At 62.0% G+C, this 12401-nt stretch carries 10 protein-coding genes; 4 read left to right on the top strand and 6 right to left on the bottom strand.

The genetic code is table 11. The features are described 5' to 3' along the window. The first annotated feature begins 12 nt into the window (after window positions 1–12). The 4 genes from glyA (at window position 13) to ACYYKW_RS03955 (ending at window position 5155) form a co-directional block, all read left to right on the top strand. On the top strand, window positions 13–1278 hold the full coding sequence (glyA, locus tag ACYYKW_RS03970; protein WP_093096561.1) for a serine hydroxymethyltransferase: 1266 nt from the start codon (window positions 13–15) through the stop codon (window positions 1276–1278). 146 nt (window positions 1279–1424) lie between these two features. Then, window positions 1425–2351, top strand: a complete 927-nt coding sequence (locus ACYYKW_RS03965; protein WP_464989471.1) for a LysR family transcriptional regulator — start codon at window positions 1425–1427, stop codon at window positions 2349–2351. Between the two features lie 103 nt (window positions 2352–2454). After that, window positions 2455–3081: a glutathione S-transferase family protein gene (locus ACYYKW_RS03960; RefSeq protein WP_093096568.1), complete on the top strand. Its 627-nt coding sequence runs from the start codon at window positions 2455–2457 to the stop codon at window positions 3079–3081. Between the two features lie 43 nt (window positions 3082–3124). Then, complete coding sequence (locus ACYYKW_RS03955) at window positions 3125–5155, top strand: pyridoxamine 5'-phosphate oxidase family protein (protein ID WP_464989470.1); 2031 nt, start codon at window positions 3125–3127, stop codon at window positions 5153–5155. Between the two features lie 119 nt (window positions 5156–5274). On the opposite strand, the gene ACYYKW_RS03950 is transcribed toward ACYYKW_RS03955, so the two are convergent. The 6 genes from ACYYKW_RS03950 to ACYYKW_RS03925 are packed head-to-tail and all read right to left on the bottom strand — an operon-like array spanning window position 5275 to window position 12401. Then, the gene (locus tag ACYYKW_RS03950) at window positions 5275–6405 is read right to left on the bottom strand and encodes a glycosyltransferase family 4 protein (RefSeq protein ID WP_464989469.1); all 1131 of its coding nucleotides are present in this window, start codon (window positions 6403–6405) and stop codon (window positions 5275–5277) included. After that, the gene (locus ACYYKW_RS03945) at window positions 6406–7536 is read right to left on the bottom strand and encodes a glycosyltransferase family 4 protein (RefSeq protein WP_090287780.1); all 1131 of its coding nucleotides are present in this window, start codon (window positions 7534–7536) and stop codon (window positions 6406–6408) included. It lies immediately after the preceding gene. Next, window positions 7520–8899 carry a glycosyltransferase family 4 protein gene (locus ACYYKW_RS03940; protein ID WP_464989468.1) on the bottom strand — a complete coding sequence of 460 codons (1380 nt, stop codon included), beginning with the start codon at window positions 8897–8899 and terminating at the stop codon, window positions 7520–7522. Before ACYYKW_RS03940 ends, ACYYKW_RS03945 begins: the two co-directional genes overlap by 17 nt. Beyond that, window positions 8896–10161, bottom strand: a complete 1266-nt coding sequence (locus tag ACYYKW_RS03935) for an ABC transporter ATP-binding protein (RefSeq protein WP_464989467.1) — start codon at window positions 10159–10161, stop codon at window positions 8896–8898. The genes ACYYKW_RS03940 and ACYYKW_RS03935 overlap by 4 nt, the downstream gene beginning before the upstream one ends. Next, window positions 10161–10958: an ABC transporter permease gene (locus ACYYKW_RS03930; protein WP_093096584.1), complete on the bottom strand. Its 798-nt coding sequence runs from the start codon at window positions 10956–10958 to the stop codon at window positions 10161–10163. Before ACYYKW_RS03930 ends, ACYYKW_RS03935 begins: the two co-directional genes overlap by 1 nt. Then, on the bottom strand, window positions 10959–12401 hold the full coding sequence (locus tag ACYYKW_RS03925; RefSeq protein WP_464989466.1) for a mannose-1-phosphate guanylyltransferase/mannose-6-phosphate isomerase: 1443 nt from the start codon (window positions 12399–12401) through the stop codon (window positions 10959–10961). It abuts the gene before it with no gap.

Here is a 12401-nt window from a genome sequence, read left to right as displayed (position 1 = left end):
GACACTTTGCCCATGTACGACTCGACGCTGACCCTCAACGCTTTCGATCCTGAGCTGTATGAATCGATTCACAACGAAGAGCATCGCCAGGAAGACCATATCGAGCTGATCGCCTCGGAAAACTATGCCAGCCCGCTGGTCATGAAAACCCAGAGCACGGTACTCACCAACAAGTACGCCGAAGGCTACCCCGGCAAGCGCTATTACAGCGGTTGCGAGTACGTCGATGTAGCCGAGCGGCTGGCCATCAAGCGGGTCAAGGCCCTGTTCGACTGCGACTACGCCAACGTACAACCCCATGCGGGTGCCCAGGCCAACGCGGCGGTCTTCCTCGCACTGATCAATCCCGGTGATACGGTGATGGGCATGAACCTGGCCCAGGGCGGTCACTTGACCCACGGCAACCCGGCCAACTTTTCGGGGCGTCACTACACCATCGTGCCTTACGGACTGGACCCGAAAACCGGCTTTCTCGACTATGACGAGATGGAGCGAATCGCACTGCAGACACGCCCAAAAATGTTGATCGGTGGTTTCTCCGCGTATTCGCGGTACAAGGATTGGGCACGCATGCGCAGCATTGCCGACAAGGTCGGGGCTATTTTCTGGGTCGATATGGCCCACGTCGCCGGGCTGGTTGCCGCAGGCGAATACCCAGACCCGCTGCCCCATGCGCATGTGGTCACCAGCACCACACACAAAACCCTGCGCGGGCCACGCGGCGGTTTGATTTTGTCCAAGGGGCAGGATGAAGCCTTCTACAAAAAGCTCGATTCCGCTGTGTTTCCCGGCGTGCAGGGCGGGCCGCTGATGCACCAGATCGCAGCCAAGGCCGTGGCGTTCAAGGAAGCGCTTGCGCCTGAGTTCAGCATCTATCAGACCCAAGTGGTCATCAACGCCCGGGCCATGGCCGGGGTGTTGCAAAAGCGCGGGTACAAAATCGTCTCGGGCGGCACCGACAACCACATGATGCTGATCGACCTGTCCGACAAGCCCTACACCGGCAAGGAGGCAGACGCGGCCCTGAGCAATGCCTATATCACCGCCAACAAAAACTCGGTACCGAATGACCCGCGCTCACCGTTTGTGACATCCGGCCTTCGTATTGGTACACCGGCAGTGACCACCCGCGGGTTTGGCGTGGAAGCCTGCGAGCAAGTGGCCGGCTGGTTATGCGACATACTGGACGCCCTGGAAAACGGAAGCAGCGACAAGGTCGGGCACCACGTGCGCGAACAGGTTGTCGCGCTGTGCCGTCGTTTTCCGGTCTATCGCTGAGTCTGGCAGTAGTATCAGCATCGGCTAAAGCCTGAGTAACAGGCTGTTTGCCGCGAACGCTCTTATCGTGTAATCCAGCACAAGGAAATCGCAGCTTCGGCTGCGATTTTGGTATCTGCCTTCCGATATCCGAACCGGGGAATTTCATGGACCGCTTCCAGGAAATGCACATCTTCACCACCATCGCCCAAGAGCAGGGCTTCTCTGCCGCTGCGCGGCGGCTGGGGTTGTCGGCGGCGAGTGTGACGCGGGCGGTGGCGGCGCTGGAGCAGCGGATCGGTACGCAGTTGCTGGTGCGGACCACGCGCAGCGTGCATCTGACCGAAGCCGGTCAGCGTTATCTGGACGACTGTCGGCGGATTCTGCTGGAGGTGCAGGAGGCTGAGGATTCGGCGGCGGGCAGTCATGCGCAGCCGCGTGGGCAGTTGACGGTCACGGCGCCGGTGTTGTTCGGCGAGTTGTTCGTGACGCCGCTGATGGCGGCGTATCTGACGCAGTATCCGGACGTTAAGATCAATGCGCTGTTGCTTGATCGGGTGGTGAGCATGGTCGAGGAGGGCATTGATGTCGCGGTGCGCATCGGTGAACTGCCGGACAGCAGCCAGCACGCGATCCGCGTCGGCGAGGTGCGGCGCGTGGTGTGTGGTTCGCCGCAATACCTGGCGCAACATGGCCGGCCGCAACATCCGCAGGCGCTGTCCGCAATGCCGGTGGTGGCAACTTCTGCTGCCTGGCAGCCACGCAACTGGCCGTTTCAGGAACACGGCGAACCGTTGTTCGTGCGCCCCGAGCCGCGACTGGTGGTGACCGCCAATCAGGCGGCGATCACGGCCGCCAGTCTCGGCCTCGGATTGACGCGGGTGCTGTCGTATCAAGTGGCGAGCAAGGTCGCGGCCGGCGAACTGGAGATCGTCCTCGCCGAGTTCGAACTGCCGGCATTGCCCATTCACGTGGTGTATCAGGGCGGGCGCAAGGCAGCGGCGCGGGTGCGCAGTTTTGTCGACTTCACCGTGCAGGCCTTGCGCGAGCATCCGGCCCTGCAGAACGCAGCGTTATTGCACCTAGTGAAATAATTGATTGCGTTTGCTGGTTATTCTGTTGTTTTGCATATCCGTGGAAGATCGCTGCCATCGGTGACGTCAATTCGGACGACACCCTCATTCAGCGGAGTCGACCATGCAAGCGATCAAACTCTACAACTTTCCACGCTCCGGCCATGCCCACCGTGTCGAGCTGATGTTGTCCCTGTTGCAGCTGCCGACCGAGCTGATTTTCGTCGATCTGGCCAAAGGTGAGCACAAGCAGCCGGCGTATCTGGCGATCAACAGTTTTGGCCAGGTACCGGCCATCGATGACGGCGGCGTGGTGCTCGCCGACTCCAACGCGATTCTGGTGTACCTGGCGCAAAAATACGGCAACGGGCGTTGGTTGCCGGCTGACCCGGTCGGCGCGGCGCGCGTGCAGCGCTGGTTGTCCGCCGCCGCCGGCCCGATTGCCTTCGGCCCCGCGGCCGCGCGATTGGTGACAGTGTTTGGCGCCCAGTTGAACGCTGAAGAAGCGATCGCTCGTGCGCACAACCTGCTCAAGGTCATGGATGTCGAGTTGGGCCAAAGCGCTTTCCTGGCCGGCGCCGAACCGAGCATTGCCGACGTGTCCGCCTACAGCTATATCGCTCACGCGCCGGAGGGCAATGTCTCGCTGGACGACTATGGCAACGTTCGCGCATGGCTGGCCCGGGTCGAAGCCTTGCCCGGTTTCGTCGGCATGCCGCGCACGATTGCCGGTCTGCAAACTTCAGCCTGACAGGCGCAACCAGACTGCGCCGCTGGCGCAGGGGAGAATCGTGATGGAACGTTCACCTTGGCACGCCGGCGAACAACAGTTGCAGGCCCACGTAGGGGTGGCTGAACGCATGGAAGCGTTCGGGCGCAAAGTCATTCGCAACTGGATGCCGGATCAGCACCGCGAATTCTACCGGCAATTGCCATTCATGCTGCTCGGCGCGGTCGATGCGCAGGGGCGGCCGTGGGCCAGTGTGCTGGAGGGCGAGCCGGGTTTTGCCGATTCGCCGGACCCCGAGCATCTGCATTTCACCAGCCAGCCGGCCGCTGACGACCCGGCGCAACTGCGCGACGGCGAGCCGGTCGGTCTGCTCGGTATCGAACTGCACACGCGGCGGCGCAATCGCCTCAATGGGCACGTTGCCAACCTCACGGCTGATGGTTTCGAGCTGAGCGTCGACCAAGCGTTCGGCAACTGCCCGCAATACATTCAGTTGCGCCAGTTTCAGCGTGTACCGCTGAGCGATCCGCAAACGCGCCCGGCTCAGCACCTGAACAGTCTCGATGAGGCGGCCAGCGCACTGATCACGAGTGCCGATACGTTTTTCGTCGCCAGTTACGTCGATTTCGACGGTCAGCGTTCGGTGGATGTGTCCCATCGCGGCGGTCAGCCCGGATTCGTGCGGTTAGAAGGCAATCGCCTGACCATCCCGGATTTCGCCGGCAATCTGCACTTCAACACCTTGGGCAATCTGCTGCTCAACCCCAAGGCTGGCTTGCTGTTCATCGACTTTTCCACAGGCGATCTGCTGCACCTGAGCGGGCGAACCGAGATCCTTCTCGAAGACCCGCAGATCGAAGCGTTTCAAGGTGCGGAGCGGCTGTGGACATTCGAGGTGGAACAGGTCGTGCGACGTCCGGCGGCGTTGGCGTTGCGCTGGCGCTTCGACGGCATGTCGCCGACCAGCCTGCTCACCGGCAATTGGGCTGAGGCTGATGCGCGTCTGCAGGCCCAGGCACTGGGCAATCAGTGGCGGCCGTTGCGCGTGGCGAAGATCGAAGCGGAGAGCCGTCACATTCGTTCGATCTATCTGGAGCCGGTCGATGGCGCCGGGCTGCCGGTATTTCTTGCCGGCCAGCATTTGCCGTTGCGTTTTACCCTCGATGGCGAGGTGCATATCCGCACCTATAGCTTGTCCAGTGCGCCGTCGGACGGTTTCTACCGCATCAGCGTCAAGCGCGAAGGCCTGATTTCATCGCACCTGCATCAGCAGATACGGGTCGGCGATGTGCTGGAAGCGCGGGCGCCGCAAGGGCATTTCACCGTGGCGCCACTGGCGCGCAGGCCATTGGTGTTGTTGGCCGCGGGTGTTGGCATCACGCCGTTGCTGTCGATGTTGCGCGAGGTGGTCTATCAAGGGCTGCGCACGCGCGGCATCCGCCCGACATTATTGCTGCAAAGTTCGCGTAGCCTCGCCGACCAGCCGTTTCGTCAGGAGCTGGACCGCTTGCTCAAGCGCTCCGGTGAGGCCGTGCGGGTCCTGCGCTTGCTCAGCCAACCGGAGGCCGATGCGCGCGCGGGCGAGGATTTCGATCTGACCGGGCGCATCGATGGCGCCGTGTTGCGCAATCTGCTCGACGTCGACGATTTCGACCAGATCGACTTCGTGCTCTGTGGCCCCGGCGGCTTCACTCAGGGGCTGTACGACAGCCTGCGTGAACTGGATGTGCGGGACGCACAGATTCATGCGGAAACCTTCGGCCCATCGACCTTGAAACGCCAAGCGGATGCGGATGCGATCGTCATCGAACAACCGCCAGCGGCGACCAGTTCGGTGGCGGTGGTGTTCGAACGCTCGGCCAAAGAGGCGCGTTGGCAGCCAGAGGGCGGCAGTCTGCTGGAACTGGCGGAGAGCCGCGGATTGCGCCCGGAATTCAGCTGCCGCGGCGGTTCCTGTGGCACCTGCAAGACCCGCCTGGTCAGTGGCGCGGTAAATTATCCACAGGCGCCGGCCGAAATTCCCGAAGCAGGGCATGTGCTGATTTGCTGTGCGGTGCCGGCGCAGAGTGCGCAGCCGCTGGTGCTGGATCTCTAAAACGCACCCTGCAGGAGTGAGCCTGCTCGCGATGGCAATTTCTCAGTTGGCACAGGGTAGGCTGTTCTGACGCTATCGCGAGCAGGCTCACGCCTGATTCGGATTCGGGTGAATCCGAATCAGGCGTAGGACAGGGCCTTTTCCTCCAGCAGTTCCTGATACAGCTTCGTCCACTTGCGACCCATGTCATCGGCGGTGAACAGCTGCCGATAGCGCGCTTCGGCCTTGACGCCCATGGCCGCCGCACGTTGCGGATCGTCCCAGAGCGTGCGCATGGCCTCGCGAAACGCCAGCGGCTGACTCGGTGGCACCACCAGCCCGGTTTCGTTGTGGATATTGATGTAACTGGTGCCGGTGCCGATCTCGCTGGAAATCATCGGTTTGCCGTACATCGCGCCCTCGAGCAGCGAAATGCCAAAGGCTTCGGAGCGCAGGTGGGAGGGGAAGACAATCGCGTAGCTCAGTTGCAGCAGGGCGACTTTGTCTTCATCGCTGAGGCGCCCGAGGAAATGAATGTTGCGCAGGCCCAATGCCTGCGCCTGTGCATGCAGTTCCAGCTCCAGTGGCCCGGCACCGACGATCACCACCGGATAGTCCACGTCTTTGAGGGCATCGAGCAGAATATGCAGGCCCTTGTAGTAGCGCATCACCCCGACGAACAGGAAAAACTTATCCCCAAGCTGCTGGCGCCAGCGATTCATGCGCTCGCTGTCGGCCTGTGGATAACCGGCCTTGTTCAAGCCGTAGGGGATGACCCGGGTCTTGTCCTGAAACCGCTGCAGCACATCGCTGGTGTGCAGGTAGTTGGGCGAAGCGGCGACGATGCGGTCGGCGCTGGCGAGGAAGCGGTTCATCAGCGGCCGGTAGAGTTTGAGCAGGTGCTTCTGGCGAATGATGTCGGAGTGGTAGGTGACCACGCTCGGTTTGTTCAGCGCGCTGGCGAAGTGCACCAGGTCCATGAACGGCCACGGGAAGTGGTAATTGACCACGTCTGCCTCGGCGGCCAGTTCGCGGAACTGTTTGAACACGCTCCAGGAAAAACCGGTGGAGGCGAACTGAATGTCCAGTCGGGCCCGGTGCACTTCGTGCCGGCCGAGTTGAACCACGGGCGGTGTCGGGTCGGCACTGAGTGTCAGCACCTGCCCGTCGATGCCATGTTGCGCACCACTTTCGCAGAGCTGGTAGATCACTTGCTCGATGCCGCCGACCGAGTCAGGCAGGTACGTCTTGAAAAAATGAAGAACGCGCATTCAACCTCCCATGGCCTGGCGGTAGGCACCGGCCGTAGCCTGTGCACAACGTTGCCAGGAAAAAAGCCGTGCCTGCTGCAGGCCGGCCGCTCGGCATTCCTGCCAATGCGTTTGATCGTCGATCAGAAGGCTCATTGCATCGCGCAGGCCTGGTGCATCGTCAGCTTCAATATAGTTGCCGGCAGCGCCAGCGACTTCCGGCATCGCCGAAGACCGCGTAATCACGACTGGCGTGCCACTGGCCATCGCCTCCAGTACCGGCAACCCGAAACCTTCATAACGCGAAGGGAAAATCAGCGCCCGTGCGCCCGCCAGTAATTGCGCGACATCCTCGTCCGGCAGATAGCCGAGCAAACACACATGCCCGCTGGCCAGCGCCTGGCGCAGCTCGTCGCTCAACTGCTCGCGCTGCCAGCCGGCCATGCCGACGATCAGCAGCGGGAAGCGTTCGCGCAGGGCCTGCGGCAGCAAGGCATGCGCGCGCAAGGCCAGACTCAGGTTCTTGCGCGGCTCCAGCGTGCCGACACACAGAAAATACTGACGTGCTTCGACGCCGTGGGCTTTGAGCACGGCGTCGATGGCGCTCGCCTCGCGCGGATAGAAACGCTCGGCGACGCCCAGTGGCGCCACGACAAAGCGCTCCGCAGGCAGGCCGAAATACGCCTGGGCTTCGTCTGCAATCGCCTGGGAGTCGGTGAGGATCAAACGCGCCTGTTGCACCCCGGTTTCCAGTCGGCGCTCGATTTCCTTGATCCGCGCCGCTGGCTGGGTATCGGGAAAATGCAGATGCGTCAGGTCATGCAGAGTGATGACCGTCGGACCGTCGAACACCAGCGGCCACAGGCTCGGCTCGTGATAAAGGTCGATGCCTTGCGCGCGGCCCTGATCAAAGCGCTTCTGCTCCAGCCAGCGTCGCGCCTGATACGCGCCGGGGATCTGCCGCAGTAACGGAGTCAGACGTGAGTAACCGGGCAAGGCGGCCTGCGGCAACGCAGAGCTCCAGCCCCAGCCGTGAAACAGCGTCAGTTCGACATCGGGTTCGAGCCGCAAGGCGCTGACCAGCTCAGCCACGTAATGGCCGATGCCGGTGCGCGGTGCCTGCAGAATGCGCGCGTTAAGAGCAATGCGCATGCTGACTCTCGGGGGCAGGCAGGAGGGATGCATCCAGATGGCGCGAGATGCGTTCGACCAGTTGCGCGCTCGCCTCGCGCCAGCTCAGCCAACGCCAGTGTTCAAGGCTCAGCGCTGCCGGGAACACACCGGAGTGCTCCAGGCCGGTCACCAGGTCAGTCAGGCTCTGCGGGTTCGCCAGATCGAAATAGGCCATGTAATCCCCACCGATTTCACGGAATACCGGGATGTCGCTGGCCATGGCCGGCAGTCCGCGTTGCATGGCTTCCACCAGCGGCAGACCGAAACCTTCAACGTAGGACGGAAACACCAGCGCGGTGGCATGGGAGTAAGCGTGTTCAAGGCTTTTGTCGGACAGCGCGTTGTACATGAACAAGCGCCGGTTCAGCTCGGGGTGTTTGCGGATGCGTTCGATCAATGCCTCGTACTTCCAGCCGATCTTGCCGACGATGCACAACCGGGCTTTCGAACCGCCGGCCCAGGCGCGTTCGAAGGCATCGAGCAGGTAAGCATGGTTCTTGCGCGGCTCGATGGTACTGACCATGAGGAACACCGGTTCGGCCGATATGAACAATTGCTGCAAGCCGCGATCAACCTCAGCATTGGCTTCGCTCAGGTCCAGTTCGGAGCCCAGATGGAAATAGTCGAACCAGCGTTGACCGACCTGGTGTGAGCCGATCCGGCGCTGCATTTCCTCGCGCACCTGATCGCGGATGGTCGTCGAGATCGCCACATAGCCGTCGGCAGTCCGCGCGATCCAGTCGAACCAGTCGTTGAAGACCTTGACCAGCCCGGCGTCGCAAAACTGCGGATGGGTCAGCGGGATCAGGTCGTAGATCACCGAAACAATGCCCACGCCGTCACGCTTGAGTTGTTCGGCGAGGGGAAAGAAATTGGCGTGCCATGAGGAGTCGAGCAGCACCAGTTGATCGCCAGCGCGGTGCGCCAGCGGCACGCAGCGCTCGGGTATGTGTTTGCCCTTCAGCGCGCGTTCCAGCAGGCGCATCGGCAAGCTGAAACAGGCGAACGCCGTGAGTCGGCAGCCAACGTAAAGAACCCTGCGGGTGAAATGCGAGCGGTTGAACGGCCAGCGCCGTTCCACCGCACGATGACGCAGCCAGAACGCATTGGCCCATTGCTCCAGTTTCACCCGCAGGCCGATCAAGTCGAGCTTGAGTGATTTCAGCGGCGCCAGGCTTTTCACTTCATAGAGGCCGCCGTCGATCATCACCACCGGGATGCATTCAATGTTTTCGTCAGCAGCCGGCAATTGCTGAATGACATTGCGCACCACCCGTTGAATCCCCGAATTGGCGTCCGGGTGTTCAAAAACGTAGGTGCATTCGACCAACAGGCGGGTCATCGCAGGCTCTCCGTGTCAGGCAACTGGACGAGTTTTTCGCTGGAACGGGTGATGTCGGTCTGCGCCTGCAACCAGGAGCAGCCGACGAAGTCCTCCTGACGGTTGTTGATCACATGGAAGATCAAGCCGTAGTCGCGCCATTCGAAGTTGCGATCCAGGTGCGAGTCCAGCCGGGACAGGCTCAGGGCCACCGAATAGTTGCCCTTGCCCAGGCGCATGTCGAAGGCGAAACGGAACGTCACGCGCTCGCCCGCGCGCAAATCGGTGACGGCTTTATCCAGCCGATGGGTGTTGATGCCATAGATCGCCTGACCGAGGCGGTCCTTGATCATGAAGCCGAGAATCAACCGTTCGATGTCTTCGCGGATTTCGGTCTGCACCTCCAGCACCACCGGTTGACCGACCTCGGCGACTTCGAGGCTGCGCCCCTGTGCATCGAGCAGGCGCACGCTGAGAATCCCAGCTTCGCCGGTACCGGAAATGGTCTGTACCTGACCGTTGGCAAGCATCTCCTGGCGCACGATCTGGCCTTCGCGCTGAGCGAGCATGGCGTTGTAGTAGTCCATGACTTCTTCGGGTTTGCCGCGCATCGCCAGCCGGCCGTTTTCCAGCAGGATCGCTGTGTCGCAGATCGACTGGATGGCCGAGCGGTCATGGGAGACGATCAGCAGGGTGGTGCCGGCCTTGCGGAAGCTGCGAATGCGTTCGAAGCTCTTGTGCTGGAAATAGGCGTCGCCGACCGACAGCGCTTCGTCGACAATCAGAATGTCCGGGCGCCGCGCCGTTGCGACGCTGAACGCCAGGCGCATCTGCATGCCGCTGGAGTAGGTGCGCACCGGGTGATCGATGGCCTCGCCAATTTCGGCAAAACTCTCGATCTGCGGCATCAGCGCGGCGATCTCTTCGACCTGCATGCCCAGCAGTTGCCCGGCCATCACGGCGTTCTGCCGCCCGGTGAAGTCCGGATGAAAGCCCATGCCCAACTCCAGCAGCGCAGCCACGCGGCCCTGCAGATGGATCTGCCCGCAGGTCGGTTGGGTGGTGCCGGTGATCATCTTCAGCAGGGTGCTCTTGCCCGCACCGTTGACGCCGACGATGCCCACGGCTTCTCCGGGCTGGATCTCGAAGTCGACGTCGCGCAGTACCCAGTGCAGGTTGTGTCGAGCGCGGGAGAACGGCACCAGCCATTCCAGCAGGCGGCTCCAGCGGTTCGGGTATTGCTTGTAGGCTTTGGCCAGCCCGGTGACGCGTAGGTGTCCCATCAGAGTTCGTCCACCATTTCACCGACTCGCTGACGGAACAGGCGCAATGCCATGGCGCAGAGCAGCAGTCCGATGATCAGTAACGGCAGCAGGGCAGGCCAGTGCGGCCATTGGTTGTAAAGGAAGACGTTCTGATAGCTGGTCATCAGCGCGGTCATCGGGTTGAGACTGATGATGTGCTGAATGCCCGGTGGCAGGATCGACAACGGATAAACGATGGGCGTCAGCCAGAACCAGAACTGCAGGCAGATGCCGAACATTTGCCCGACATCGCGAAAGAACACATTGAGCATGCCCAGCAGCATCCCCAGTCCGGCGGCGAAAATCACTTGCACGACGAGCAGCGGTATCAGTGCCAGCAAGGCCATGCCGGGCAGGCGCCCGCTGATCAGCAGGAAGCCGAAGAACAGCCCGAGAATGATCGCGAAGTTGATCCCGGCATTGAGCAGGGTAATCACCGGCAGGCAGATGCGCGGGAAGCTGATTTTCTTCAGCAGGTTGGCGTTTTCCAGAAACATGCTCTGGCTGCGCGTGGTGATTTCGGCGAACAGGCCCCAGGTCAACAGGCCGGCACACAGATAAACGCTGTACGCCAGACCATCCTCCACCCCCGGCAAGCGCGCGCGCATGATCTGCGAAAAGATCACCGTGTAGACCACGATCATCGACAACGGATTGAGCACCGTCCACAGGGCGCCGAACAGCGAGTTGCGATAGCGCGACTGAAACTCGCGCTTGACGCTGCCGAGGATGAATCCACGGTAGCTGCGCATCGAGCGGTACAGGGAAAGCAGCATTCAAACGGTCCTGCCGTATTGGTCTTCGAAGCGGACGATATCGTCCTCGCCCAGGTACTCGCCGCTTTGCACCTCGATGATGACCAGATCGATCACCCCCGGGTTTTCCAGGCGATGGCGGTGGCCGGCAGCGATGAAGGTCGATTCGTTTTTCGCCACCAGATGGGTGCCCGTACCGTTGTTGGTGACCTTGGCCATGCCTTCGACCACCACCCAGTGCTCGTTGCGGTGGTGGTGCATCTGCAATGACAACTTGCCGCCGGGCTTGACCACGATGCGCTTGATCTTGAAGCGCGGGCCTTCCTCGAGCACGGTGTAGGTGCCCCACGGCCGGCTGACGGTGCGGTGCAGGCGATAGGCTTCGTGGGCTTTGTCTTTCAACTGTCTGGCCACGCGCCGCACGTCCTGCGCACGGTCGGCATGGGCGATCAGCACGGCGTCGGCGGTATCGACGACGATCAGGTTATCCACACCGACGGCCGCCACCAGGCGGCCTTCGCTTTGGACAAAGTTGTTGTGGCTGTCGACGAAGATTGCTTCGCCGCTGGCGCGGTTGTTGTCGGCATCGGCCGGAATCAGCGCGGCGACGGCGCTCCACGAACCGATGTCGCTCCAGTCGAAACCGGCCGGTACAACCGCAACTTTTTCCGAGCGCTCCATCAGCGCGTAGTCGATAGAGATGTCGGTGATCTCGGCGAACAGGGCTGGCGACAGTTCCTGTTGCAGGCCGCCGACGGTTTCCACCGGGGCGCTGGCGGCCATGCAGGCGCGAGTCTGTTCCAGCAACTCTGGTGCGTGCAGCTGCAATTCGGCAATCACCGCGGCGGTGGTGAAACAGAACATGCCTGAGTTCCAGAGGAAATTGCCGCTTTCCAGATAGTGCGTGGCAGTCTGTAGATCGGGCTTTTCGACGAAGCGCTGCACCTTGGCGGCGCCTTTGGCGTCCAGTGGTGCGCCGGTTTCGATATAGCCGAAGCCAGTTTCGGGCGCGGTCGGCACCACGCCGAAAGTCACCAGATAGCCGTCCTTCGCCAGGTTCACGGCGTGTTCGACCGCGCTTTTCAGTGCGTCCTGATTGACGATCAGATGGTCGGCGGGCATCACCACCATGATTGCCTCGTCACCGTGCAGTGCCTGCAGGGCCAGTGCGGCAGCGGCGATGGCCGGCGCCGTGTTGCGCCCGCTCGGCTCCAGCAGGAAATGCCCGCGATGGCGCGACACCTGCGCGGCGCAATAGTGATCCTTGCTCTGGAAGTAGTATTCGCGGTTGGTCACCGTGACGATATCGCCCCAGCCGTCCAGCAACGCGGCCGCACGCTGGTAGGTCTTGCCCAGCAGCGACTGACCGTCGGGCAGGGTCATGAACGGCTTCGGGTGACCCTCGCGGGACACCGGCCACAAACGGGTGCCGGCACCGCCGGACAGAATCACGGGGATCAGCAT

It is taken from the genome of Pseudomonas sp. 15C (genome assembly GCF_055484735.1).
This window is presented reverse-complemented; position numbering and strand designations above follow the sequence as displayed.